The following is a 24,322-nucleotide window of genomic DNA, read 5'->3' as shown; positions in this document are numbered from 1 at the left end:
AGCTATTCGCCGTTCATTAGTGCCTGGTATTTTTCCACGAACAGTCCTACATGGTACCCGTCCATCAAAGCATGATGCACGTGTATAGATACCGGCATGGTCCTTTGCCCGTTCTGCACTGTTATTTTTCCAAAAGATATTTTAGGGCAGCTGTCCGGGAATGTAAAGCTCCGCGCATGGGAAAGGGACGTAAAATTCAGCCAGGGCACTGCAGAAAAATGAATAACATTTTCCCCGGAAACCGCGGGCACCAGCCCTTCCGACTGCTGAATGGTCTGGATAACTTCCCGGGCGTTCCTGTAAAACAGATCTTCATTCTTATTATAATCCATATAAGAAAAGCCGAAGGTTCCATTACCCCGGTTAATGGTAGGGGAAGCGTTCACCGTATCAAACCGGAACACTTCTTTGTCAATGATGCGGTAACAGAAAGGTTCCGTTTCATTAGCAGCCTTTAATGCGCGGTACAAATAATATAAGAAGAAAGACCGGTCTCCGGCCTTTGCATCCTGGTATGCTTTTGTACAGTCCAGCTGCACGGTTACGCCAAAGAAAGGCTCCTCAAATTGTGAAAAAAAGCGGAAGTGATCCTTCCGGTTCCAGCTTTCAATGTCTATTTTTGTTTTCATCTTATAGCAAAAATCGGTAACCTGCACCTGTAAAAACGGGACATTTGTCCCAATGCGATATGATACGTACCAATCCTTCTGTGCTGTCTTTCATTGACGATCTGTATAATGCGCATGAACGCAAAGAGAACATCCAGCTTAAAAACTTTTCCAGCGGCCAGTTCCTTTTACAACAGGGCCAGCAGGTAGCCAGAACCCTGGTCATTAAAGAAGGTATTACCAAATGTTTCCTGAGCGAGGAAAATGATAAGGATTACATCGTAGAGTTTTTGGGGGAAGGGGAGACTTTAGGCGACATTGAAGTGATCCGGGATATAAAATGCCTTTGCAGCATTCAGGCCATTACGCCGGTGAAGGCCTACCTGGTTGCCATCCCCTTTTTTAAGTCTTTGATGAATGAGAACCTGGAGTTTAATAAATTGCTATTGGGTGAATTTGCGGAGCGCATCATCAATACCAGTACCCGCGCATCTTTCCAGCAATTGTATACGGTAGAGAATGGGTTAGCCAAGCTCCTGGAGTTGCAGGCCGAACAAGATATCACCATCTCCAAAGAGGATATGGCTGCCTACCTGGGCGTTACCATCAGAAGCCTGAACCGGGCTTTAAAAAACCTGAAATAAACGCTAGCGGCTAAACAGCAACCTGAGGTAAAACATAGGCTGTGTTAATTTCCTGCGGATGTCTACTTCATGGAACATACTGGTGAGTAAGCTGCGGAACTCTTTATTGCGGGCAGCCATTTTCATCAGCATATTCAGGATCCAGGGGTATTTGATCAGCTTTTGTAATTTGGTGCTCATGATTAATTCAGGCCCCAGCACACGGTACACATGGGCATCATACGCACGCAGCGCAGCAGCGGAATAATCATCTGCAGCAATGGCAATAATGGCCTGCTCCGCTGCCATTCTTCCTGAATAAAGCGCATTGCCAATGCCTTCGCCGGTAAAGGGGTCTATAAGATAAGCCGCATCACCGGTAAGCATATACCGCTCGCCGGAGAGCGCCCGTTTCTTACTTCCCAGCGGAAGCCCGTAACCATCTATAGTACCCATTAACACGGCATCTTTAAACCGTTCCTTCATTTCCGGATCTTTTGTTACAGTATCGTGCAGCAGCTGTTTCAGGTTTACCTTTTTCCTGCGCAGGGAGCTGCTAAGCATGCCTACGCCCACATTAGCCTCCCCATTGGGCAGGGGAAAGATCCAGAAATAACCGGGCAAAATGTTCTTCAGGAAATGCAGCTCTATCAATTTATCAGGGTGAATACCAGATATGTTCTTATAGTAAGCCCGTATACCGGCTACATAATGTTCCGGCTCCATATGAATATTGGCCACTTCTTTCGTAAAGGAGGAGTAAGCGCCGTTAGCTGCTATTACCAGCTTGGCTTTTATCTGTACATCGCCGCTGGCATTGCCCAGCAAATAACCGTCTGCCTCCAGGGTGTGTTTGGTAATATTCACCCCTTCTATCAGCTGTACCTGCGGGCAGCGTTTTAGCTCGTCTACCAGGAAGTTGTCAAAGTCCATTCGTTTGCATACAAAACCACGGGGCTCCCCGGGCGCTTTCTGGTAACCGGCTTTGTAAGGGATGTTAATGCCCATACGGTTGGCAGCAACAAAGTTTACGCCCCAGCTATCCAGCTTAAATGAGGCTGCCAGCAGGCGGGCAGCAATACCGGGGTCAATGCGGCCCAGTAAGGTAAGCACCTTCCCGCTGAGCCCATCACCGCAAACCTTATCGCGTGGAAAAACAGCTTTATCAATAATTACGCAGGGCACGCCACTGTAAGCAAGCTGCAGGGCAGCCGTAGCACCGGCCGGGCCGGCGCCTATGATGCATATATCCGTTTTTATAATCGGCATTTAATAGAATGGGAATTGTAACCGCTTCTAAAGTAACAATTTATCTTCAGAGCGGCGCAACTCCCTGGCAAAGAGTGGTTACATTTTTGCTTGTTATGCCTGCAAAGAGCAGCCATGACCCATATAGCCCAGGGCAAATACTGGTCCGGCACCAGCGGCCTGGTACTGCCGGTACCCAATAAAAAAGCCTTTCCACCCGCGTTCCGGGATAAAAGCCGGCTTACTTATTACAGCTCCCTGTTTAATAGTATAGAAGTAAACAGCTCCTTTTATAAAGTGCCGCAGGCGGCCACGGTAGGCAAATGGGCAGCCAGCGTGCCGGAGAACTTTGTTTTTACTTTTAAGCTGTGGAGAGACATCACCCATGCCAAAGGATTTGTGTACGACCCGCAACAGGTACTGCGCTTTATGGAAGTTATCCGCCCTGCCGGCACTAAAAAGGGATGCCTGCTCATACAGTTCCCACCCTCTTTAACCATTGACAAATATGGCCAGGTGGAGGAATTGCTTGAGCTGTTGCAGGACATAGATCCCGCGCATGGATGGAAGGTGGCATTGGAATTCCGGCATCCATCCTGGTACATAGGGGAGGTGTATGAGCTGGCAGACGAGCATGCAAGCAGTATTGTGCTGCACGATATTCCAAAGTCAAGGAACGTACGGCTGAATAAACATGCACCCTTTGTATATCTCCGTTTTCACGGGCTGGCAGGGGATTATAAAGGAGGCTACACCAACAGCCATTTGCAGGAACAGGCCAAACAGATCCAAACCTGGATGCAGGAAGGGAAAGAGGTATATGTTTATTTCAATAACACCATTGGAGACGCCATTCCCAATTTGATGACCCTGAATGGTTTCGTGGCGGAGCTTTGATACCCCATTCCGCGGAATAATTACCCTTTCTCCCAAATTCGCACAGAATTGCCCCTCAGATTTGTAGCGGATTTAAACAACAGACATGAGTAAGGGTATATTTCGCAACAGGTTTTCTATCATCTGGTTGGTCACGGTTTTGTTCTTAGCGGTTTCTGTACTTACCCGCATAGCGCTTTTAATCAGCACGCCGGCCCCCCGCATTACGGCCGGGCAGTTTACAGGGCTCTTTTTTATTGGATTGCTGTATGATCTGTCAGTAGCCGCTTTTGTTATTATCCCTTTTGTATTGCAGCTGTGGCTTCAGAATGATGTGGTTTACCGGAAAAGTATGGCGCCTTTCGTTTGCCTTTTCTTTACCGGGTTGCTTGTGCTATTACTATTTACCAATCTTATTCCCAAAGATTATAGCCCGGAAGTATACAGGGCACTGGTATGGTACATTGCCATCCGCTTTGCCATTTACCTGATCCTGGTCTTTATACCTTACCGTTTCCGGCTTTACTGGCGAACATCGGTGTTATTTGCCGGGCTTACGCTGGTGGTTTTTCTGATGCTGCTGAATGCAGTAAGCGAGTGGTTCTTCTGGCAGGAGTTTTACAGCCGCTATAATTTCATTGCAGTCGACTACCTGGTATATACCACTGAGGTGCTGGGCAATATTTCAGAATCTTACCCGGTTACCGCTATTATAACTACGCTGGTGATCTTATCCCTGTTGATTGTAGTGCTTTTCAGACGGCCGCTACGTAACAGCGTGCAGCTGCCTTTGCCTTTTGCAAAACGGTCTTTGCTGGCCATAGGCCTGTTACTCGCGCCGCTGCTGCTGTATTATGCGCTGCAGGAGCAATGGCGGCATTTTAGCCGTAATGAATATGCCAATTCCTTAGCCGGTAACGGCCTTTATGAATTTGCCACTGCTTTTAATCAGAATGAGCTGGACTTTTATAAGTTCTATCAAACGCTGCCGGATGTTACTGCTTTTAAAGTATTACGGCAGCAGCTGCAGGTACCTAACAGCCATTTTGTAAGTAATGATCCCTATAGTATTGAAAGAGACATTACCTATGCAGAACCGGAAAGGAAGCTGAATGTAGTGCTGATCAGCGTAGAAAGCCTGAGCGCTGATTTCATGCGGGCTTTTGGCGGTACCAAGAATATAACGCCTTACCTGGATTCGCTGGCGCAGCAAAGCCTGCTCTTTACGCAGCTGTATTCCTCCGGAACCCGCACCGTACGCGGGCTGGAAGCCTTATCGCTTTCCATACCGCCCACACCCGGCCAGAGCATTGTAAAACGGCCGCATAATGCCCACCTGTTCTCCCTGGGCAGCGTGTTACGGTCCAAAGGGTATACCACCCAATACCTGTACGGCGGTTACAGCTACTTCGATAACATGAAAACATTTTTCGGTGGTAATGGTTATACCGTGATCGACCGCTCGGCCATACCCAAAGGCCAGGCACATTACCAGAATATATGGGGCGTGGCGGATGAAGACCTGTTCACCCTTGCGCTGCATGTGCTGGATAATAACAGCGCTGCCGGTAAGCCTTTTTTTGCACATATTATGACGGTGAGCAACCACCGCCCATTCACCTATCCGGCCGGAAGGATTGATATCTCCCCATCCCTGCAAATAAGGGAAGGTGCTGTTAAGTATACGGATTATGCCATCAACAAATTTCTGCAGGAAGCCCGCCATAAAAAATGGTTTGACAGTACCCTTTTTGTAATTGTAGCAGACCATTGTGCCGGCAGTGCCGGTAGCGTTGAGCTGCCGGTAACCGGTTATCACATTCCCATGCTCATTTACGCGCCCAAATGGTTACCACCGCAGCAGGTTAATATGCTCACAGCGCAGATAGACGTAGCGCCCACCATCCTGGGGTTATTGAAGCTCCGGTACCGCTCTAAATTTTTTGGGCTGGATGTGCTGAACATGCCTGCTGAAAAACAGCGCGCCTTCATCAGCACCTACCAGGGGCTGGGTTATTTACGCAATGGCCAGCTGGTAATACAATCGCCTGTGAGAAAGGTGAGCGAATATGTACCTGACCTGGTAACAGGTAATGCCACGGCCGTGCCATTGAATGATACACTTACCACGGAAGCCATTGCTTATTACCAAAGCATTAGCTGGCTGCTGAAACATAAAAAACAATCGGAGTAACGGTTAGGGGAACATTAATGAAAAAACATGCCGCTGGCCTGCAAAGGAATATTTTAAAGTAATGCCCGTTTGCGTGCAGATCTCCCGGATAATGGAAAGCCCGATGCCGCGGTTTTGATTATGCTGCTCTTCCTTATAAAAGCGCCTGAAAAGCCGGGTATCGTCCAGCGGCTTTTCACCACCGGTGTTTTCCACGGTCAGGCAGCCGGGTGTAAGGGTAATACAAAGCGCCCCGCCGGGAATATTATGCCGGGTAGCATTATTTAAAAGATGATTGAGCAGCAGATCCATCAGCTCAGGGTTCGTGCTAAGGGTCACCGGCTGCAGCCGGGTGGTAACTTCCAGGTTATTGTGATGCCATAATGCCTGCAGCTGTTGTACTTTCTCTTCTATTTTCTCTTTTACATTAACCGGTGCAACAGTACAGAACTGCTGATGTTCAATTTTCGCCAGCTGCAGCAGCGATCTGTGTTCCTGCTGCACCCGGGTAATAGTAGCATTAAGGCGGTCTTTTAAAAGAATAAATTCATCCACATCCGTTTCGGGGAAGGAGGGAGGCTGCTTTTTGCTAAGGCTCCATGAAGGCAGGGCGCCCACCATTTCATAAAATGGCTGCCATAATTTACGCAGCACCATCCGGTTAATTAAAACAGACAACCCTATGATCAGCAGCATAGCGCAAAAAGTAATGCCTGTAATAACGCGTAACAGGGTCTGAACACCCTCCACCGGTTTAAAAATAGTAATCCGGTAGTACTTACCCGCAAACGCCTGGGTGTACACCAGCTGGCGATACCCGTGTACCTTTGCTTCCTCCGGATCATAACGGCCCACAAATGCCGACAGGCTTTCCTCAGCTGCTGAGGGCACCTGTGCATAAAACACCTGCACATCGTCCAGGTCCTCAAAAGCCGGCAGGGTAGCATGTTTGGCAGCATATGCTTCAATTTTCTGCCTTTTTTCCATAAGGTCCTTATCCAGCTCATGGATCAGTATATGATTCAGCAGCAGGTAATACACCACACCGGAAAACAACAGCACTGCTGCCATTACGGTAAGGTTAAGCCGGTTATATTCGGCAAAAAGTTTCATGTACCGGCAGTTTAAGGATTAACTTTAAACAGGTATAAGAATACCCGCAGCCATGAATAGCATAGCACACGCCAAACCTATACCCGGAATCTGAATACTTTCTGTAGCAGCATCATAGTTGCTGTAGCGCCATTTTGTTAAACTACTTTAATTTTATTTCCGTTAGCGGCCTGTTACTTTGCATAAGTAAACGTTCATAACAAACGATCATGGTAACAGCAACTAAAATTAATGAGGCAGCCGTTCAGTCAGCGACCAATACAGGCAAGGATGATGGTCCGGTTTTTATGGTGAATTTTCTTCGTTTTAAGGAGCGTGCGGAATACGATGATCCTGCACAGGGCGCGCCCTGCCCGGGCCGGGAGGCTTACTTCGAGCGTTACGTTCCCGCCTTTAGGAACATTGCCGCCAGTGAAGGTATAAATGTATTCTTTGTAAGTAATGTACAATCCATACTGGTGGCGCCGGAAGGTGAATTATGGGATGTTGTGGGCATTGTGGAATATCCCAGCTTTGCCGCTTTCCGCCGCATAACGGAATGCGCAGCATATTATGCCGATGCTTTGCCTCACCGCAATGCGGCGCTGGAAAACTGGCGGCTGATCAAAACAAGTAAAATGGTCTCCTAATGCTGAAGTTTCACTATATTTCAGACAAGCTATTTTACTTTATATATTAAAGATGGATGATCTTATACTGGCTAATTTTGCAATGCACATTACATTAGATCCGGCAGAAACGGAATATGTAAGATCGCTGTTGCAGCAAAAGCAGGTAAAGAAGAACTCCGTGCTGTTAAAAAGCGGTGAAGTATGCAGGTGCGTTTACTTTGTTGTAAAAGGCTGCCTGCGTTTGTATCATACAGATGAAGGAGGCAAAGCGCACATTATTTCCTTTAGCCCCGAAAACTGGTGGGCGGTGGATATCGCCAGCTTTTATTCCCAAACACCGGCTTATTATTCAATAGCTGCATTGGAGGATACCATTGTTTACTGGTTCCGGCTGGATACATTGGAAATGCTGTATGAGAAGATCCCCAAATTTGAGCGCTTCTTCCGCATTCTTACACAGAACGGGTTTATTATTTATCAGCGGCGTATGACAGCCGCTCAGTCACTGCGGGCAGAGGAACGGTATGCGCAGTTCCAGCGGCGTTATCCCGGCCTGGAACAAAGAATTGCACAAAAACATATTGCCTCTTATTTAGGTATTACGCCCGTGTTCTTAAGTATGCTTCGTAAAAAGCTGCTGCCCGCTACCGGTTTACCGGCAGATGGGCTCATCCGGGATATTTAAAACCAGGTAAGCTGTAAGCTCCGTTCAGGCTTCACGCGGTTTTTTCTTTTCAAAACTATACATCAGGTAACCTAATGCCGGCAAAATAAAAATGCTGCCGATCAGCAGGGCCCAGGCCAGTGATACAATAGCTTTTTCCTGCCCCTGGTGCTCAATAAGGGAAAGATGCCCGCCGCCTTTCAGCAGCACAATGTTGGGGAAATGGCGGTAAGTAACTGCAAACAGGATCATGCAGATCTCAAACCCACCTAACAGCCGCACAATGATGGCTTTCCCGTGTGTAAGCCCGTACCACAGGAAAGGTAAAGACAAGCTGGCCGCTGCAATAGCAAAAATGCCGGGCGCCTTGCCAAAGATCCATTCTGCCAGCGGAACATTTTCTTTAAAGGATGCCAGGAACACCAGGATCCCGCATAACACGGCAGATACGATCATCCACTTGGCTTTACGGGCAAAGAACTGCCGGTCTTCAACGCTGTCCGTTTCCCCGATAATATAACCTGCTGCCAGGAAACCGCATATACATACAGTGAATAACCCTACGGTTACAGAGAACCAGTTAAGCCAGCTGAAAATGTAGGCCGATAAAAAGTCCTGCGCCATCACATCCACATTCCGGGAAACCGTGCTGGCAGCAATAATGCCCAGGAAGAAAGGTGTGATCACGCTGGAATAAATAAAAATGCGGTTGTATACCTTTTGCATATCATCCTTCACCGCATCGTAATTGCGGAACACAAAAGCAGTACCACGGGCAATAATACCCAGCAGCATAGCGGTTAACGGAATGTGCAGGTATACGGATAAGGTAGCGTATATCTTTGGAAATCCTACGAACAGGATCACGATGGTAATGATCAGCCACATGTGGTTGGCTTCCCATACCGGTCCAATGGCCTGGTACATGGTTCTGCGCGTGCGGCCACGGTTATTGCGCGAGGTAAAAAATTCAATGATACCGGCGCCAAAATCCGCCCCGCCTAACAGGAGATATAACAGGATGGCTGCCCACAGATAAACAATAACTACGTAAAGCATGGTCAGATGGCATTGATTGGTTCAACAGAATGATCGTATAACTTACCCACCATGCTTATTTGCCGGTAAAGCAAAAACGCCACAATGCAGGATAACGAGATATATACGGCCGTAAAAATGTAAAAGGAATAAAGGATACCCGGCATAGGCGTAACGGCATTTACCGTACGCATCACACCATAAATGATCCAGGGCTGCCGGCCTACCTCTGTTACCGTCCACCCGGCTTCTACGGCAATAAATCCCATGGGGGTGGCAATGACAAAGAGCTTCAGCAGCCAGCGTTTTTCCAGCCAGCTTTTCTTTTTCCAGATAGTTATGTAATACAATACGGAGATCAGCATCATAATAGTGCCCAGGCCCACCATCACCTGGAAGGCATAGTGGGTAACGGCTACCGGCGGATGGTTTTCTTCCGGGATCCGATCCAGCCCGGTAACTTCAGCATGGAAATTGCCATGCGCCAGGAAACTCAGCGCACCGGGTATTTCAATAGCGTAGTTTACTTTTTTCTCTTTTTCATCCGGGATACCACCCAGGATAAGCGCTGCTTTTTCTTCCGTTTTAAAATGCGCTTCCATGGCTGCCAGCTTAGCCGGCTGGCGTTTAGCCACATCCTTTGCGGAAATGTCACCACTCAGGGGCTGTAACAGCGCCGCTACTGTGGCAAATACCGCTGATATACGGAAAGCTCTTTTATGAAAGGTAACATGGCTTTTGCGCAGGATCATCAGCGCATGGATACCGGCAACCGCAAAACCCGTGGAGGCAAAGGCGGCAATAGACATATGCAGGGCCTGGGAAAACCAGGCCTCATTGAACATGGCCTTAATAGGGTCAATGTTCAGGTATTGCCCGTTCACATAGTCGAACCCCGCAGGGCTGTTCATCCAGGCATTGGCGGCCACCACCAGTATGCCGGATACCAGCCCGCTAACGCCTACCACCACACCGGTGAACCAATGGAACCAGCGGTTAAAGCGGTTCCAGCCATATAAAAAGAACCCTAAGGCGATTGCTTCTATAAAAAAGGCGGTGCCTTCCAGCGAAAAAGGCATCCCGAAAATAGGACCTGCATGTTCCATGAACTTTGGCCACAGCAGGCCCAGCTCAAAAGATAATACCGTACCGGATACTGCGCCGGTGGCAAAGAAAATAGCTACTCCCTTGCTCCAGGCTTTGGTAATATCCCGGTACACCTCGTTGCCGGTTTTAAGCCATATATAATGCGCCACCGCCATAAAAAAAGGCATTACCATGCCTATACAGGCAAAAATAATATGGAAACCCAGCGACAAGGCCATTTGCGATCGGGCAGCAAAAAAATTATCCATACAGGAAAGGATTGAACCGGCACAAAAGTATCAATAATGCGGCCAGGAAGATATGATAAGTGTCAGTTTTGCCGGCAATTTGTTAAACTACCTGAACTTAATTGTCCTTGTGAACCTCTTCCTTTGCATCATGCAAACGGTCATGACCCCGGCAACAGCCACCACCCCGGTATACATAGTGAGCTTACTGCGTTATAAGGAGTATGCGGATTACGGCAACGCTGCCGGCAGCGGGCCCTGCTCCGGACGGGAGATCTATTTCCAGCGTTATGTCCGTGCATTTAAAGAGATCACCGCTGCTGAGCAGGTAACCCTCTTTTTCCTTGGCCGGGTACTAGCCGGTTGGATGGTCCCGGAAGGAGAGCAGTGGGATGAGGTTGTTGTGACGCAGTACCCCGATCTTTCCAGCTTCCGCCGTATTACACAAAGTGCGGAATACCTGACCATGGCAAAACCTCACCTGGATGCTGCGCTGGACAATTACCGCATCATAGTTACCGGCGGGGTAAAGTAGCTATTTAAACCGGCCCTGCTGTTACTTAAGAAAATCAACGATCTGGTTTTGCTCCGTTAATCCCTGTTTAAAAATTATAAAAAGTACAGGATAGATGTTACTTTAATGGTTTGTAATAAGATAGGGACCATGAATAGTAAAAAGTTAACGATCTTCCTGTTTGTAGCAATAGCCAATATGCTCCTGCTCACTAACGGTTACGCACAAGTGAGCCATTTGAGCTGTGAGCACCTTAACCAGCCGCTGGGAATAGACAATCCTGATCCAAGATTATCCTGGGTGCTGGAAGATAGCAGCCGCGGGGCTTTGCAAACCGCTTACCAGCTTATTATTGGTACAGATTCCGCTGCTGTAGCTGCCGGTAAAGGCGATAGCTGGACCACGCAAAAAGTAATGTCGGCCGCCAGCCTGGTAACTTATAATGGAAAAGCCCTGCAACCTTTCACTAAATATTACTGGCGCGTGCAGCTGTGGGGGCAGGGCGGTAAAAAGATCAGCCCATCTGCTATCAGCAGCTTTGAAACCGGCATGATGGATGTGCGCAGCTGGCAGGGCGCCTGGATCAGCGACAACAAAGGCATTGCTGAAAAACCGGCGCCGTATTTCCGGCATACGTTTACTGTTAAAAAACAAATCCGTTCGGCAAGGGTCTATATTGCGGCAGCCGGCTTATATGAGCTGTACATCAATGGCAGCAAAACCGGCAATCACCGGCTGGATCCTATGTATACACGTTTTGACCGCCGTACGCTCTATGTTACCTATGATGTAACAGCGCAGCTGCAGAACGGGAATAACGCCATTGGCGTACTGCTGGGCAATGGCTGGTACAATCACCAGTCCACAGCCGTATGGTACTTTCACCTGGCGCCCTGGCGTGCACGGCCGGCCTTTTGCCTGGACCTGAAAATTACCTATGCTGATGGTACTACTGAAACCATTACCTCCGGCAAACAATGGAAAACAGCTTTAAGCCCGGTGATCTTTAACAGCATTTACACCGCAGAACATTATGATGCACGTTTGGAACAACCGGGATGGAACACGGTTAATTTCGACGATAAAAAATGGGAGGAGGTAACACTCCGTTCTGCACCGTCCAAAAACATTGTTGCGCAAAGCATGCAGCCTATCCGCAACGTGGAAACCATCCCTGCTAAAAGCATGAACAAGCTGTCTGACACAGTATATGTATTTGACCTGGGAAGAAATATTGCCGGCGTAAGCCAGCTTAGGGTAAAAGGCGAAAGCGGCACAGTGATCAGGCTCAAACATGCGGAGAAGCTGAATAAAGCCGGCCGTGCAGACCAGTCAAACATTGACATTCACTACCGGCCAACAGATGATAAGGATCCTTACCAGACCGACATCTTTATTTTAAAAGGGGAGGGGGAAGAAACCTTTATGCCCCGCTTTAACTACAAAGGCTTTCAGTATGTGGAGGTAACAGCCAGTAAACCGGTTACGCTCAGCAAGGAAAACCTTACGGGTTATTTCATGCATAGTGATGTGGCGCCTGTTGGGCATATCAGCTCATCCAGCAATACCATTAACAAAATATGGGAAGCCACCAACGTTTCCTATCTGTCTAACCTGTTCGGCTATCCTACAGATTGCCCGCAGCGTGAAAAGAACGGGTGGACCGGCGATGCGCATATTGCCAGTGAAACCGGCCTGTATAATTTTGATGGTATCACCATTTATGAAAAATGGATGGGCGATCACCGCGATGAGCAGCAACCCAATGGTGTGCTGCCTTCTATTATTCCCACCGGCGGCTGGGGATATGAGTGGGGAAATGGCCCTGACTGGACCAGCACCGTGGCTATCATCCCCTGGAATCTGTACATTTTTTATAACGACAGCAAAGCGCTGAAAGATAATTATGAGAGCATAAAAAGGTATGTGGATCATATCAATGAGCTGTACCCCACCGGGCTTACCACCTGGGGCCTGGGCGACTGGGTGCCGGTAAAATCCAAATCACCGGTTGAATTTACCTCCACCGCTTATTATTATGCAGATGTGAATATACTGGCCAAAGCAGCCGCTTTATTTCACAATAAAACAGATGAAGCCACCTACACAGCGCTGGCATTGAAAATTAAAAATGCCTTTAACGCCAAATATTTAAACACCGCCACCGGTATGTATGATAAAGGCTACCAAACGGAGCTAAGCGTGCCCCTGTACTGGGACCTGGCGCCTACAGAGCTGAAAGGTAAAATAGCCGCTAACCTGGCAGAAAGGGTAAAGCAGGACAACTACCACCTGGATGCCGGCATCTTAGGCGCAAAGGCCATACTGGGCGCTTTAAGCGATAACGGTTTTGCAGATGTAGCTTACCGCATTGCCTCCCAGGAAACTTATCCCTCCTGGGGATGGTGGATCGTGAATGGCGCTACCAGCCTGTATGAGAACTGGGATATAGAAGCCAAATCAGACCTTTCCCTGAACCACATTATGTTTGGTGAAATAGGAGCCTGGTTGTATAAAGGCATTGGCGGTATAAAAGCCGATCCGCTGCAGCCCGGTTTTAAGAACGTGATCCTGGAACCCCACTTTGTTCCGGGCCTGGATCATTTTGAAGCATCGCACTACGGGCCTTTTGGCAACATTGTTTCCAGCTGGAAAAAGGAGGGAGGCAACATTGTCTATAACGTAACTGTACCCGCTAATTCCACGGCTACTGTTCGCTTAACAGGAAAGGTTTATTTGGATGGGAAGCTGGTACCTGCAACATATAAGATAGCATCAGGAAGCTACCGTTTTGAAATTAAATAATTGCAGGTGTGCCATACCTTAAAGGTGTGGCACACTTATCACTACTTTACCACGCGCCGTTTTTTTCTCCAATGCCTCATATGCCTGCTGAACAGATGAAAAGCTGTATTCCACCCCATCCACATAAGGTTTTAGCGCACCGGCTTCAATAATGGCAGTGGCCTGCTGCAAAATATCACCATGATGTTTTTTATGTAAACCAGTCAGTAAGGGGCGCAGGGTAAAAACGCCTGAATAGGTAGCCCCGCGGAAAGAAAGCGGCGCCAGGTTATGCGTACCCCATCCTAATATGCTCAGCACATGACCGGTATAAACTTTAGCCGCCTGGAAAGAGGCATCAAGGATAGCCCCGCCTACCGTATCATAAACAATGTCAAACCCTTCACCGGCGGTATATTCCTGTACATAATCTGCAACCGCATATTTCGTATAGTCAATGGGGATACCTCCCATATTTTCCAGCAACACAGCATCGTCCGGGGCAATGGTACCCCATACTTTTGCGCCAAAGTACCTGGCCAGCTGCACCACTACATTACCTACGCCACCGGCAGCGCCCTGTACCAGCACGGTGTTGCCGGCCTTTACTTTGGCGCGGTCTATCAATCCTTCCCAGGCGGTAATGATGGTTAAGGGTAAAGCTGCTGCTTCCCGGAAGCTAAGGTTCCTGGGTTTATGCGCCAGCAGCTCCGCATCTGCTGCAATATAAGCGGCTAAGGTGCCGGGGTTCCCGCCTACGCCGCCCACAGCGCCGTATACTTCATCACCGGGTTTAAATTTGGTAATGCCTTCACCAACCTCCGCTACTATACCAGCCATATCCAGCCCCAGGATGGCAGGGGTGCTTACTTTTGCGTGGGCTGCTTCCCCGGCCTTTATTTTAAGGTCCAGCGGGTTTACGCCGCTTGCCTTTACCTGTACCAGCACCTGGCCTTTTTGTGGCCTGGGTTTAGGTACTTCCCTTAACTGCAGGTTTTGCTGAAAGCCTTCCAGCACTAAGGCCTGCATGGTTTGATCGTTCATATCATTTCATTTTGACCCTACAAAGTTGGCGCTGTTTAAGGTAAAAAACGGAGTACTTTTACACCTAAACAGGGTAACATCTTGTCATGGCCAAAGATACCTTACATAATACTTATGAGCTGGTGCTGAAAGAGCCTGCGGATGTATGTCCCCGCGGTACGCACCAGGTAAGCTTTTTTGAGCTGGTGTACATTGTTTCCGGAACCGGTAAGCAGCATATTAATAATAACATAGTACCTTATACAGCGGGTAACCTGTTCCTGCTGGCGCCGGACGATAGCCATGCGTTTATTTTTGAAACAACCACCCAGTTGTTCTTTATCCGCTTCACCCATATTTACCTGCGCACCGGCGCTGCTTCCAAAGAGCAGCTGGAAAAAATGGAGATAATTTTAAACAATGCCAGCAAGGAGCCGGGATGTGTGATCAAAAAACAGGAGGATAAAGCAACAATGAAAGGTATTATGCAGGCTTTGATCTATGAGCATCAGCATAACGCTTTATACAGTAATGAGCTGATTGCACAGTACATACAAACCATACTGGTAATAGTGGTCAGGAACCTGTTACTATCTTTCCCGGAAGATGTAAATGCGCAAAGCGACCGGAAAGTGCTGGAGATACTGCAATACGTACAGGCTAATATCTATTTCCCGGAAAAACTGAAAGGGGCTGCCATCAGCAAAAAGTTTGGTATCGCTGAAACCTACCTGGGACGCTATTTCCAGAAAGAAACAAACGAAACCTTGCAGGAATATATTACCCGCTATAAGCTAAAGCTTATTGAAAACCGCCTCTCTCAAAGCGATATGCGCATCACGGAAATAGCAGATGAATTTGGCTTTACAGACAAAAGCCATTTAAACCGCTTCTTTAAGAAATTAAAAGGCGCCACCCCCTCCGTATACCGGAATAATTCCTCTACAGCACATTAATAATCTCCACACTCTACCCTTAATTATTAATCCTTCATTATTAATTATTAATTGCCGGCCCCACCTTGCTCTGATGAATATGCCCGTGAATAATAGCCGCAATCTGGTCCAGGGAGGCCAGCTGCATAGGTGGTAAGGTCTCACAGGATTCAGGTAGCAGGGATTTCAGGTACTGCGATACTTTTACCCCTTCCGGTGCAATGCTGGTACTGGGCATGGCCAGGCTTTCCGGTGCAATTTCTGGGTTCTGGCGTAATACTTCGGCCAGTAAGCAGTATAGATTGCGGATGGCTTCATCATCCTTCTCCACCGGGAAAGAGGCTACATAGGCCTTACTCATTCTGCTCCGGATGGTGCTTATGCCAATACCGATGTCAAAAAGCCGGGCAAAAACACACAGCTCATATTCACCGATGCGGACAATGTTAAATTGCAGGTTCTCGATATCATGCTTATATATCATAGGTATGGGTTGTACTCTAATATACAACATATTACTAATATTTACATACTTTAATAAAAAATAATTTGCCCGGGGAAAATAACGGCCGTATCTGCTGGCCCATAATTTGGAGAGGAAAAGAAATGGGAAACACCAAAACATCTTTCTTCTACAGGAACAGCCTGAGTATTTTATTATTGTCTATGATGCTATTGTTCTGGTCATGCCAGTTTATTACCGGCTGGATTCAGCACAATAAAGACCTGGAAGAACAGCAGCAGCCGGCACTATCCGCCGCACAATACATTACCAGCGGGCATTTTATATCTGCCACCTTCGAGAACTGGGAAAGCGAATTTTTACAGATGGCCATTTACGTAGTGCTGACTGTCGGCTTCCGGCAAAAGGGCTCTTCGGAATCTAAAAAGCTGAAAGATGAACCGGGAGCAGGCGAAGAAGAGGTGGACCGGGAGCCGCAGCCACGGCCGGATGCGCCCTGGCCTGTGCGTAAAGGCGGAATATGGCTGGCAATTTATCAGCACTCCCTATCCATTGCGTTTGCGTTATTATTCCTTTTATCTTTCTGGATGCATTTTTTAGGAAGCTTCAAGGATTATAATGAAGAGCAGCTGATAAAAGGCCAGCCCACCATGGCAGCAGGAGAATACCTGGGTGATGCTCATTTTTGGTTTGAGTCGTTCCAGAACTGGCAAAGCGAATTTCTGGCGGTTGCCGCCATAGTGCTGCTTTCCATCTGGCTCCGGCAAAAAGGTTCACCGGAGTCCAAACCGGTGGATGCACCCCATTCCGAAACGGGGAAATAATGCACAGCCCCTTAACGTATAAATATCCACAATACTTCAGCCGGTATATTTTAACAGGGCCTTGCCCTCATTCAGTATCCCATACCTATGATAATGATCCAATGAAAGCAATCCACTAATTCTATTTTCAGTTGTATATTTAGCGCAATTAACCCAATGTACGTTATGATCAAATGTAAAACCCTGTTAGTTATTCTATTCCCGATGATCGCACTTAGCAGCCATGCCCAGGTAAAGCTGGCCACAGGAGCCAAAGACCGGGCTTCCTGGGTAAAAGCCTTACAGCGCATTGCATACCCCGTTATTCACAACCTTGCCAATAATACACTGCAAAAAAATATGCCGCTGGAAATGGGACCGGGGTATACCAACCAGGTAAAGCAGGTCACTTACCTGGAAGCGCTGGGCAGAACACTGGCCGGTATAGCGCCCTGGCTTGCGCTGCCGGACGATAATACAGCCGAAGGTGCACTCCGGAAAAAAATGCGTACAGAAGCTTTGCAGGCCTTAGCCAATGCCGCAGATACTACCGGGCCGGATTTTATAAATTTTGATATACCTGCCGGCCAGCCCATTGTAGATGCAGCTTTCCTGGCACATGCCTTTATACGCGCACCCAAAGCTTTATGGGAGCCGCTGAGTCAGAAAACAAAGCAACATTACATTAACAGCTTTAAAACCCTGCGTAACCGGGCCGCCGCTTATAGCAACTGGCTTTTGTTTGCCGGCATTACAGAAGGCTTCCTGTTAAGCATCGGCGAATCCTATGATCCTGCGCGCATACAATTTGCCGTAAATAAAATGAGTGAATGGTATGTGGGGGATGGCTGGTACTCTGACGGCGAAAAATTCAGCATGGACTATTACAATTCATTTGTTATTCATCCCATGCTGGTAGATCTTTTAAAGATCTTATCCGATAACAAAAAGGCAAAGAAAGAAGAGTATGACCAGGCCCTGAAACGGATGGCGCGCCATGCAGAATACCTGGAACGCATTATTGCGCCGGATGGCAGCTTTCCTGTTTATGGAAGATCGATGACCTACCGCAGCGGCGCTTTCCAGGCGCTGGCACAAACAGTGCTGCTGGAACAGCTGCCGGAGCATCTAACGCCAGGGCAGGTACGCAGCGCGCTTACACAAGTGATCCGCAAGCTGTACGACGGTAACCAGAACTTTGACCGCAATAACTGGCTGGTGCTGGGCTTTAACGGCCACCAGCCGGAACTGGCCGATACCTATACATCAACCGGCAGCCTGTATATGGCCACCCTGGCCTTTTTACCATTAGGATTGCCTGCTGAAAATGCCTTCTGGACAGCAGCGCCTGCGCAATGGACGTCCGCAAAAATATGGGCCGGTAAACCCGCTAAAAAAGATTATAGAGTAGCTTATTAAAAATATTCAGCGCCGCTCAAACCGCCCGGTTTTTTCTTTGATCCTGATGCGGTATACAACAGGCCTTATGACTGGTGCAGGGCTTTCCTGCTGCAGCTCACCACTCATTTCCGGTACGCCGGCAGTTTCGCTTACGTTCTGGTGTATGAGGCGGCTCACTAAAAATTTCATAGCATAATATCTTTCCCGGGGGCCGGTTATTTCCTCATAGCTGCCCCACAGCACAACACTGCGCCAGTTGGCATGATCATCAATTTCATCTACCTGGAAACATACCTCCGGGTGCTGCCGCATCATGCTTATTTTTAACCCTTCCCTGGAATGGGCCAGCAGGTAATTTCCGTTAAAAGCAAAGCTGATGGGTACTATGTACATCTTTTCAGCATTGCTGCAGCCAATGCGGCCGGTGATATTACGTGACAGTACTTCGTCAATCTCCTGTGTGGTTAAGGTTCCTAACATCTCTTATCAGTTTTAAACGAATTGAAGTTAAAACGCGCTGCAGCCGGCAGCAATGACGGTCATCAGTCATTTAGCTGATCATGATAAGGAGTGATCACAATCAGCAGCCGCCTTGAGCACCGTCATTTTACAGTGCCTGCGCTACCGGTAATTTAGCAGCATGAAATCCCACCTGTGCCACACACAGGCATTCCCTGACCAAAAAGAATTTTTTATGCAAAAGGTATTATACGTAACCGATGCTGTACGGTTCAACAAACAAAGTTTTGATTTTGCCTGCACCCTGTGCAACATCAATGGCGCTATGCTTACAGGCCTTTTCCTTGAAAACCTTGAGCTGGAAAGCGGCGCCTGGGATGTTATTGAGGCAACAGCCTTTAGTGTAAACGCACAGGAAGTTGCTGTAAAGGAAAAAAGGAAAAACTACTGTGAAGAAAATATCCGCTACTTCAATGAGGCCTGCGCCCTCAGGGGTATTAGCCATCATGCGCACCGCAACAGGGGCGTACCTGTTGCAGAAGTAGTGAGGGAAAGCCGGTATGCTGATCTGATCATCGCAGATGCAGCTACCACGTTCGCCGAAACACGGGATGCGGTACCATCCGCTTTTGTGAAGGACATACTAAAACAGGCAGAATGCCCGGTGGTAATAGCGCCTGATGGTTTTGAGAGTATTGAGAAAGTGATCTTTACCTGCGATAACAGCCGCGCTGCTATGTATGCCATTAAACAATTCACCTATCTTTTCCCGCAGCTGCATCACCGTAAAGCGGTGCTGCTGAACGTTTCAGAACCCGGTAAAACGTTGGGGGAAGACAAATACAAGCTCAAAGAATGGCTGAAAGCACACTACGATAATATTGAGGTGGTGCTGCTGGAAGACAGTAATGTGAAAGCCTGTTTGCTTGAATATCTGTTAAAACAAAAGAATGCATTTATCGTAATGGGCGCTTATGGCCGCAGTACGCTTTCCAACCTGTTATCACCCAGCCATGCGGCCCCGGTGGTAAAGCTGATAACGCAACCGGTGTTTATTGCGCACCCCTAAGCTTACATAGGATAGGAGGATTACCCTCATTGCTATACACACATCGCTTTTCGCGGCAGGTGCGGCTTCGCATCTGCCGCTGCGTTTTTCCGGGGTACTTCCATGGTTTACTTTCCCAGCGCAGCGCTTACCTGCCGGTAAGCCTTCAGGTATTTATTGAACCGGGCAACATCTTTTTCCTTTACTTCCGGCATACGCCGAAGGTCCATATTATCGGTGAGGTCGTTCAGCTTTACCAGGCAGGCCAGCCGGTTGGGCAGAATGCGGGCTGTGAAATGATCATAATCTTCATCTTCCGACAGCTTGGTAACGCAGCGCAGCGCTTCCAGTATCTCCGGGCTAAAACCTTCTGCAGCCAGCTGTTCAAAGGTCCAGCTGGTATCTTCCACAACATCATGCAGCACGCCGCAGATCTTTTCTTCTTCTGTTCTGCCCAGGTTCATGACCCGCATCACATGGCCAATGTAGGGCGCGCCATATTTATCTGTTTGGCCCTTATGCGCATCAATGGCTATCTCAATTGCTTTTTGGAGTGTCATGCTATAAATATAAGCAACAAAAAGCCTCTCACAAAGCGGGCTATCAGATAATATTTACCTTTAATAAACATGATCTTTCGCGTGCTGAAAGTGATGAGCCGCATTGTACCAGAATTCCTTTTAAAGCAGTTAAGCAAGCCGCTAGAGAAAATGCCGGCGCAGGCTAATCATTTAAACGCACCCGCATAATCCCTTGCAAACATCCCAAAATCCCGTGCAGGCCTGTCCGTTACTTCCTCAATACTGTTAGCCACAACAGCCGCTTCACCACGCGCATAATGCGCATAATCCTCGATCAAACCATCTGCCTGCCAGGCAGGAAAGCCTACGCTATCCAGCGCATGCCGCATCTCTGCCGGTGTTACATCAATAAACTGGATAGTACGCCCCAGTACATTGGAAAGCTGTGCAGCCATTTCCGCATGCGTAATGGCTGCGGGGCCAGTAAGGTCGTATATTTTGTTGTGATGCTTATTGCTGGTAAGCGCTGCAGCAGCAACAGCGGCAATATCCCGAATATCCACCATGCTGATCTTAGCATTGCCAATAGCAGCAAAAAAGGCACTTTTATGTACAATCGTATCACGGAAGCCTAATAACCCCTGCATAAATAAATTAGGCCGCAGGAAAGTGTACGCCATACCCGACCGCTGAATAGCTTCTTCCACCACCGCATGGTAGCGCAGGAAACGTACCGGCGAATCTTTGGCAGCAGCAAACTGCGATAGCTTTACTATATGCCGTACACCGGCTTCCTGTGCTGCCTTTACAAAATTAAGCTGCTGAGTTTCCGCCTGTTCAGAGGAACTGGTAAGCAGGAATGCTTTTTCAATTCCCTGTAAAGCCTGCTGCAGGCTGGCAGGGTCGTTCAGATCGCCGGTTACAAGTGTTGCGCCACTTAATGCAGCCAATGCCTCCGTACCTTTCAATGACCGTACCATGGCCCGGAAAGGCACGCCCTGTGCGGATAATTGCTTTGCTAATTCAGATCCAATATTGCCGGTAGCGCCGGTGATCAAAATGTTTGCTGACATAACGGTGTGTTTTATTATGCCTCAAAATTACCCACTGTTCCCCGCACAGAATTGTAAGAAAACGAAAACGCACCATGCCATTACAGCATAGTGCGCTTGTATCATAACACCTAAAACTAGCTATGCTTTACCTGGAAAGCCGGTTTCATTTTATCGCCCATGGCCTTCTGCAGCTTCTGCACTTTGGGTACAGATACCGCTTGTATATACGGGCTTTCAGGATGCAGCCGGTAATAACCCTGGTGATAGTTCTCCGCAGGATAAAATACCTTGAAAGGCACCACCTGCGTTACAATGGGATTGGCGTAATGGTGGGATGCATTTACTTTTGCCACCACTTCCATTAATATTTTTTGCTCCTCCGGGCTGCGGTAAAAAGCTACTGAACGGTAATCCATCCCTACATCGGGGCCCTGCCGGTTCAGCGTGGTGGGGTCATGTGCATAAAAGAATGCCTCTGCCAGCGTTGCGTAGTCAATTACCGTGGGATCGTAATACACCTGTACCGATTCAGCATGACCGGTTTTATCCGAGCCGACCTCCTCATAAGTAGGCCATTTGGTACTGCCACCGGAATAACCGGATACCACCTTATTCACGCCCTTTAATTCAGACAACCCTTCTGATAAGCTCCAGAAACAGCCGCCGGCAAACGTTGCCACCATTTCGCCTTTACGGGGCGATGGCAGGTGCGCAAAGTTATCATCCGCCCCCGACTGGCCATAGGCACAGCCGCATAAAAACAGCAGCACAGTTATATATTCAATCAATTTCTTCATAAACCATTATTTTTTTTCTGCTTTCACAAATTTCAACGCGTAAGAGTTCATGCAGTAACGCTTGCCGGTAGGCGGGGGGCCGTCGTCAAACACATGTCCTAAATGCAGTCCGGTGCTGCGTTCCACTACTTCCTCACGTTCCATACCAAAGGAATTATCTTTAATAACCATAATGGCATCCGGGTCAATAGGTTTATAAAAGCTGGGCCAGCCGGTGCCGGATTCAAACTTGGTATCGGAGCTGAATAAAGGTTTGCCGGTAGCAGCGCTCACGTACACACCTTTCTGATGATTGTTCCAGTAAGGATTATTGAACGGCCTTTCAGTACCCCTGTTCACCATGATCTCAAAGGCTTCGGGGGTCAGGATCTTTTTCCAGTATTCGGCCGGATGGGCCTCCGGGAAAGTTTTTACATCCGGCGTTTGCTGTCCGCAGGCAGCGGTTACCAGCAACACCAGGAAGGAGCATACTAATTTGAACATTTTAAATTTCATATGTTACTGTTTTTAAAATAAAGTTGGCAGGGCATCATAACCCTGAGTAATAATCATATCCCTGTTCCGCCCAATAGTCGGGCGGTCTTTCATTACTAAAGCTGATAGTGCCAATGCGTTTCAGGTTCTTAATACCGTACTTCACGGGTATAATGAGCCGCAACGGCGCGCCATGTTCCGGCCGCAGGGGCTGCTCATTCATTTCATACGCCAGCAGGGTTTGCGGGTGCAGCGCGCTGGCCATATCCAGCCCTACGTAATATTCTTCGTTGGGGGTGGCCATGCCTACATACTGCATACGGGCCTGGTCCTGCAAACCATAATGCGCTATAAAATCTGAGAATTTTACGCCCGCCCAATGCTGGATCTGGTCCCAGCCTTCCACACATTTAAAGTCGAATACCAGGTCTGATTTGGGCAGAGCCCTTATTTCATCCAGGCTAAGCTGCAGGGTTTCCTTCTGGCTTTTTATTACTGCCAGCTGCCAGGTTTGCGGGTTAAATCCTTTATCGTCAATACCAATATCCCCATTCACCCGCACCTGTTTGGCGGCCATGCGTTTAGGATAGGTTTTAACAGGATGGTTATTGCTGAAAATGCGGCGAAAGAACAGTTCTGTTTTGTTCAGCGCACGGCGTAAGGGTTTGCTGGCGCCGGCCGTAATACCGGGCGTTTCTTCCGGTGCATGGTACAGCCATTTCCAGCCGCCGAAAAGCGCCCCGCCTACAACAAAAAAGGTGGTAAAGGAAATAAAGTTCCGCCGGTTGATCTTTTGCTGAACCGTTAGCTCCGGCTTATTCTTTTTATGGTTTGCCTGTTGCACGGTCTTCCGTTTTAAGATGATCGAATGATCTTTCCTCCACTTCAAAACCCGACACTACTGAACGGAAATTGTTCCACCCCGCCAACATCACCTGCACCACATGTATCACAAAAAATAACACGTACCCAATGGTTAATGCAAAGTGCAGAATGCGCGCAAAATGGTACCCACCGCATAACCAGCACAGCCAGTACAGCTGCACCGGTTTATAAATAGCCAGCCCGGTAGCTACAGAGCCTATGCCCATAATAATAATGGCCGTATAGGCAATGCGCTGGGCCGCATTGTACTTGTTTTGTGGCGGAATGGTTTTGCGGATGTGCAGATCGTGCAGCAGCACCAGCCAGGCCTCTTTAAAGGAGTGCCGGTTGGGCAGCAGCTCCCGCCAGGCGCCGGAGAAAATGGTGTACAGCACATACAGGAAACCATTCAGCATAAAGAACCACATGAACAAAAAATGAAAAGCCATGCCCTCCGCCAGCCGGTGCGGCACATGCAGCAGCTGGTAAAACCACTCCGGGAAAAACCGGATCAGCGTGCGGCCGCCCAATGTAATGGTATATACATCGTTAGCCCAGTAAATTAATAGTCCGCTCCAGATCATCAGCGCCAGCACCGGGAAGTTGATCCAGTGGGTCCAGCGCATCAGCAAAGCGTGTTTTTCTTTCATGACTTTCATATGCAGGTAGTTACGTTATTTTAACGCAGATAGTTCATGTTTTGTTCCAGCCGGCCTTAACATAGTTCTAACAGTTTCATCCTTACCAGGTCAGCTTTATACTATTAGACGGACAACTATTACTATCCTGACAAAATTTTCCTGAAATATTAACAGGTAATTCCGGCGCAGGATTACCGGGGCTGAAAAAAATATTTTTAAAAAGTTGTAAGGTTTGGTAAGTGTCAGCGTCTA

The 24,322-nt window shown here is 48.1% G+C and carries 25 protein-coding genes; 11 read left to right on the top strand and 14 right to left on the bottom strand.

The window, feature by feature from the left end; genetic code table 11:
* Positions 1–2: 2 nt before the first annotated feature.
* Positions 3–629: a chloramphenicol acetyltransferase gene (locus tag BMZ54_RS12830; protein ID WP_089911591.1), complete on the bottom strand. Its 627-nt coding sequence runs from the start codon at positions 627–629 to the stop codon at positions 3–5.
* A 44-nt stretch (positions 630–673) separates the two neighbouring features.
* Between BMZ54_RS12830 and BMZ54_RS12825 the strand changes: the two genes are divergently transcribed.
* Positions 674–1,252 (top strand): Crp/Fnr family transcriptional regulator, encoded by a 579-nt coding sequence (locus BMZ54_RS12825; RefSeq protein WP_202909219.1) that lies wholly within the window; start codon positions 674–676, stop codon positions 1,250–1,252.
* A 3-nt stretch (positions 1,253–1,255) separates the two neighbouring features.
* On the opposite strand, the gene BMZ54_RS12820 is transcribed toward BMZ54_RS12825, so the two are convergent.
* Positions 1,256–2,500 carry an NAD(P)/FAD-dependent oxidoreductase gene (locus BMZ54_RS12820; RefSeq protein WP_238386570.1) on the bottom strand — a complete coding sequence of 415 codons (1,245 nt, stop codon included), beginning with the start codon at positions 2,498–2,500 and terminating at the stop codon, positions 1,256–1,258.
* A gap of 114 nt (positions 2,501–2,614) precedes the next feature.
* Here BMZ54_RS12820 and BMZ54_RS12815 point away from each other — a divergent pair, with 114 nt between their 5' ends.
* On the top strand, positions 2,615–3,376 hold the full coding sequence (locus BMZ54_RS12815) for a DUF72 domain-containing protein (protein WP_089911585.1): 762 nt from the start codon (positions 2,615–2,617) through the stop codon (positions 3,374–3,376).
* 85 nt (positions 3,377–3,461) lie between these two features.
* A complete protein-coding gene (locus tag BMZ54_RS12810; RefSeq protein WP_089911582.1) occupies positions 3,462–5,549 on the top strand; it encodes an LTA synthase family protein in 2,088 nt (695 codons plus the stop codon).
* 3 nt (positions 5,550–5,552) lie between these two features.
* Here BMZ54_RS12810 and BMZ54_RS12805 read toward each other — a convergent pair whose 3' ends face one another.
* Positions 5,553–6,641 carry a sensor histidine kinase gene (locus tag BMZ54_RS12805; protein WP_089911578.1) on the bottom strand — a complete coding sequence of 363 codons (1,089 nt, stop codon included), beginning with the start codon at positions 6,639–6,641 and terminating at the stop codon, positions 5,553–5,555.
* Positions 6,642–6,850: 209 nt separating this feature from the next.
* Here BMZ54_RS12805 and BMZ54_RS12800 point away from each other — a divergent pair, with 209 nt between their 5' ends.
* Positions 6,851–7,270 carry a hypothetical protein gene (locus BMZ54_RS12800; protein WP_089911574.1) on the top strand — a complete coding sequence of 140 codons (420 nt, stop codon included), beginning with the start codon at positions 6,851–6,853 and terminating at the stop codon, positions 7,268–7,270.
* Positions 7,271–7,322: 52 nt separating this feature from the next.
* On the top strand, positions 7,323–7,937 hold the full coding sequence (locus BMZ54_RS12795; protein WP_089911571.1) for a Crp/Fnr family transcriptional regulator: 615 nt from the start codon (positions 7,323–7,325) through the stop codon (positions 7,935–7,937).
* A gap of 24 nt (positions 7,938–7,961) precedes the next feature.
* Here the strand turns inward: BMZ54_RS12795 and BMZ54_RS12790 are convergent, their stop codons facing one another.
* Entirely contained in the window at positions 7,962–8,975 is a 1,014-nt protein-coding gene (locus BMZ54_RS12790) for a cytochrome d ubiquinol oxidase subunit II (protein WP_089911567.1), read from the bottom strand.
* A gap of 2 nt (positions 8,976–8,977) precedes the next feature.
* Positions 8,978–10,309, bottom strand: a complete 1,332-nt coding sequence (locus BMZ54_RS12785) for a cytochrome ubiquinol oxidase subunit I (RefSeq protein WP_089911564.1) — start codon at positions 10,307–10,309, stop codon at positions 8,978–8,980.
* Positions 10,310–10,439: 130 nt separating this feature from the next.
* Between BMZ54_RS12785 and BMZ54_RS12780 the strand changes: the two genes are divergently transcribed.
* Positions 10,440–10,823: a DUF1330 domain-containing protein gene (locus tag BMZ54_RS12780; RefSeq protein ID WP_162277527.1), complete on the top strand. Its 384-nt coding sequence runs from the start codon at positions 10,440–10,442 to the stop codon at positions 10,821–10,823.
* Between the two features lie 129 nt (positions 10,824–10,952).
* On the top strand, positions 10,953–13,607 hold the full coding sequence (locus BMZ54_RS12775) for an alpha-L-rhamnosidase (protein ID WP_089911558.1): 2,655 nt from the start codon (positions 10,953–10,955) through the stop codon (positions 13,605–13,607).
* Positions 13,608–13,625: 18 nt separating this feature from the next.
* On the opposite strand, the gene BMZ54_RS12770 is transcribed toward BMZ54_RS12775, so the two are convergent.
* Complete coding sequence (locus tag BMZ54_RS12770) at positions 13,626–14,630, bottom strand: zinc-dependent alcohol dehydrogenase family protein (protein WP_238386569.1); 1,005 nt, start codon at positions 14,628–14,630, stop codon at positions 13,626–13,628.
* 86 nt (positions 14,631–14,716) lie between these two features.
* Here BMZ54_RS12770 and BMZ54_RS12765 point away from each other — a divergent pair, with 86 nt between their 5' ends.
* Entirely contained in the window at positions 14,717–15,565 is an 849-nt protein-coding gene (locus BMZ54_RS12765; protein ID WP_089911556.1) for an AraC family transcriptional regulator, read from the top strand.
* A 40-nt stretch (positions 15,566–15,605) separates the two neighbouring features.
* On the opposite strand, the gene BMZ54_RS12760 is transcribed toward BMZ54_RS12765, so the two are convergent.
* Positions 15,606–16,028: a hypothetical protein gene (locus tag BMZ54_RS12760; protein ID WP_143080988.1), complete on the bottom strand. Its 423-nt coding sequence runs from the start codon at positions 16,026–16,028 to the stop codon at positions 15,606–15,608.
* Between the two features lie 122 nt (positions 16,029–16,150).
* Between BMZ54_RS12760 and BMZ54_RS12755 the strand changes: the two genes are divergently transcribed.
* Positions 16,151–16,831: a DUF6766 family protein gene (locus BMZ54_RS12755; RefSeq protein WP_089911551.1), complete on the top strand. Its 681-nt coding sequence runs from the start codon at positions 16,151–16,153 to the stop codon at positions 16,829–16,831.
* A gap of 165 nt (positions 16,832–16,996) precedes the next feature.
* Entirely contained in the window at positions 16,997–18,229 is a 1,233-nt protein-coding gene (locus BMZ54_RS12750; RefSeq protein ID WP_238386568.1) for a DUF2264 domain-containing protein, read from the top strand.
* A 6-nt stretch (positions 18,230–18,235) separates the two neighbouring features.
* Here BMZ54_RS12750 and BMZ54_RS12745 read toward each other — a convergent pair whose 3' ends face one another.
* Positions 18,236–18,691, bottom strand: a complete 456-nt coding sequence (locus BMZ54_RS12745) for a pyridoxamine 5'-phosphate oxidase family protein (RefSeq protein WP_089911544.1) — start codon at positions 18,689–18,691, stop codon at positions 18,236–18,238.
* Positions 18,692–18,905: 214 nt separating this feature from the next.
* On the opposite strand from BMZ54_RS12745, the gene BMZ54_RS12740 reads away from it, so the two are divergent.
* Entirely contained in the window at positions 18,906–19,739 is an 834-nt protein-coding gene (locus BMZ54_RS12740) for a universal stress protein (RefSeq protein WP_143080987.1), read from the top strand.
* Between the two features lie 107 nt (positions 19,740–19,846).
* Here the strand turns inward: BMZ54_RS12740 and BMZ54_RS12735 are convergent, their stop codons facing one another.
* The 6 genes from BMZ54_RS12735 to BMZ54_RS12710 all read right to left on the bottom strand — a co-directional run bounded on the left by BMZ54_RS12735 (position 19,847) and on the right by BMZ54_RS12710 (position 24,088).
* Positions 19,847–20,278, bottom strand: a complete 432-nt coding sequence (locus BMZ54_RS12735; RefSeq protein ID WP_089911539.1) for an HD domain-containing protein — start codon at positions 20,276–20,278, stop codon at positions 19,847–19,849.
* 167 nt (positions 20,279–20,445) lie between these two features.
* A complete protein-coding gene (locus BMZ54_RS12730) occupies positions 20,446–21,312 on the bottom strand; it encodes an SDR family oxidoreductase (protein ID WP_089911537.1) in 867 nt (288 codons plus the stop codon).
* 116 nt (positions 21,313–21,428) lie between these two features.
* Positions 21,429–22,091 (bottom strand): peptide-methionine (S)-S-oxide reductase MsrA, encoded by a 663-nt coding sequence (gene msrA, locus BMZ54_RS12725; protein WP_089911534.1) that lies wholly within the window; start codon positions 22,089–22,091, stop codon positions 21,429–21,431.
* A 6-nt stretch (positions 22,092–22,097) separates the two neighbouring features.
* A complete protein-coding gene (msrB, locus tag BMZ54_RS12720; protein ID WP_089911531.1) occupies positions 22,098–22,586 on the bottom strand; it encodes a peptide-methionine (R)-S-oxide reductase MsrB in 489 nt (162 codons plus the stop codon).
* Between the two features lie 34 nt (positions 22,587–22,620).
* Positions 22,621–23,409, bottom strand: a complete 789-nt coding sequence (locus BMZ54_RS12715) for a molybdopterin-dependent oxidoreductase (protein ID WP_089911528.1) — start codon at positions 23,407–23,409, stop codon at positions 22,621–22,623.
* Entirely contained in the window at positions 23,390–24,088 is a 699-nt protein-coding gene (locus BMZ54_RS12710; RefSeq protein ID WP_089911526.1) for a cytochrome b/b6 domain-containing protein, read from the bottom strand. The genes BMZ54_RS12715 and BMZ54_RS12710 overlap by 20 nt, the downstream gene beginning before the upstream one ends.
* Positions 24,089–24,322: the final 234 nt, after the last annotated feature.

This window comes from Chitinophaga rupis, from assembly GCF_900109685.1.
Classification (GTDB): domain Bacteria; phylum Bacteroidota; class Bacteroidia; order Chitinophagales; family Chitinophagaceae; genus Chitinophaga; species Chitinophaga rupis.
Note: the sequence above shows the minus strand (reverse complement) of the source record. Positions and strands in the feature narration are given on the sequence as shown.

What these genes read in the sequence shown, in the direction of transcription:
- BMZ54_RS12760 (WP_143080988.1), bottom strand. Translation starts at nt 16,028, where the DNA reads ATGATATATAAGCATGATATCGAGAACCTGCAATTTAACATTGTCCGC.
- BMZ54_RS12775 (WP_089911558.1), top strand. Translation starts at nt 10,953, where the DNA reads ATGAATAGTAAAAAGTTAACGATCTTCCTGTTTGTAGCAATAGCCAAT.
- BMZ54_RS12755 (WP_089911551.1), top strand. Translation starts at nt 16,151, where the DNA reads ATGGGAAACACCAAAACATCTTTCTTCTACAGGAACAGCCTGAGTATT.
- BMZ54_RS12805 (WP_089911578.1), bottom strand. Translation starts at nt 6,641, where the DNA reads ATGAAACTTTTTGCCGAATATAACCGGCTTAACCTTACCGTAATGGCA.
- BMZ54_RS12795 (WP_089911571.1), top strand. Translation starts at nt 7,323, where the DNA reads ATGGATGATCTTATACTGGCTAATTTTGCAATGCACATTACATTAGAT.
- BMZ54_RS12750 (WP_238386568.1), top strand. Translation starts at nt 16,997, where the DNA reads ATGATCAAATGTAAAACCCTGTTAGTTATTCTATTCCCGATGATCGCA.
- BMZ54_RS12810 (WP_089911582.1), top strand. Translation starts at nt 3,462, where the DNA reads ATGAGTAAGGGTATATTTCGCAACAGGTTTTCTATCATCTGGTTGGTC.
- BMZ54_RS12780 (WP_162277527.1), top strand. Translation starts at nt 10,440, where the DNA reads ATGCAAACGGTCATGACCCCGGCAACAGCCACCACCCCGGTATACATA.
- msrB (WP_089911531.1), bottom strand. Translation starts at nt 22,586, where the DNA reads ATGAAATTTAAAATGTTCAAATTAGTATGCTCCTTCCTGGTGTTGCTG.
- BMZ54_RS12710 (WP_089911526.1), bottom strand. Translation starts at nt 24,088, where the DNA reads ATGAAAGTCATGAAAGAAAAACACGCTTTGCTGATGCGCTGGACCCAC.
- BMZ54_RS12800 (WP_089911574.1), top strand. Translation starts at nt 6,851, where the DNA reads ATGGTAACAGCAACTAAAATTAATGAGGCAGCCGTTCAGTCAGCGACC.
- BMZ54_RS12735 (WP_089911539.1), bottom strand. Translation starts at nt 20,278, where the DNA reads ATGACACTCCAAAAAGCAATTGAGATAGCCATTGATGCGCATAAGGGC.
- BMZ54_RS12785 (WP_089911564.1), bottom strand. Translation starts at nt 10,309, where the DNA reads ATGGATAATTTTTTTGCTGCCCGATCGCAAATGGCCTTGTCGCTGGGT.
- BMZ54_RS12820 (WP_238386570.1), bottom strand. Translation starts at nt 2,500, where the DNA reads ATGCCGATTATAAAAACGGATATATGCATCATAGGCGCCGGCCCGGCC.
- BMZ54_RS12745 (WP_089911544.1), bottom strand. Translation starts at nt 18,691, where the DNA reads ATGTTAGGAACCTTAACCACACAGGAGATTGACGAAGTACTGTCACGT.
- BMZ54_RS12830 (WP_089911591.1), bottom strand. Translation starts at nt 629, where the DNA reads ATGAAAACAAAAATAGACATTGAAAGCTGGAACCGGAAGGATCACTTC.
- BMZ54_RS12770 (WP_238386569.1), bottom strand. Translation starts at nt 14,630, where the DNA reads ATGAACGATCAAACCATGCAGGCCTTAGTGCTGGAAGGCTTTCAGCAA.
- BMZ54_RS12730 (WP_089911537.1), bottom strand. Translation starts at nt 21,312, where the DNA reads ATGTCAGCAAACATTTTGATCACCGGCGCTACCGGCAATATTGGATCT.
- msrA (WP_089911534.1), bottom strand. Translation starts at nt 22,091, where the DNA reads ATGAAGAAATTGATTGAATATATAACTGTGCTGCTGTTTTTATGCGGC.
- BMZ54_RS12740 (WP_143080987.1), top strand. Translation starts at nt 18,906, where the DNA reads ATGCAAAAGGTATTATACGTAACCGATGCTGTACGGTTCAACAAACAA.
- BMZ54_RS12765 (WP_089911556.1), top strand. Translation starts at nt 14,717, where the DNA reads ATGGCCAAAGATACCTTACATAATACTTATGAGCTGGTGCTGAAAGAG.
- BMZ54_RS12790 (WP_089911567.1), bottom strand. Translation starts at nt 8,975, where the DNA reads ATGCTTTACGTAGTTATTGTTTATCTGTGGGCAGCCATCCTGTTATAT.
- BMZ54_RS12815 (WP_089911585.1), top strand. Translation starts at nt 2,615, where the DNA reads ATGACCCATATAGCCCAGGGCAAATACTGGTCCGGCACCAGCGGCCTG.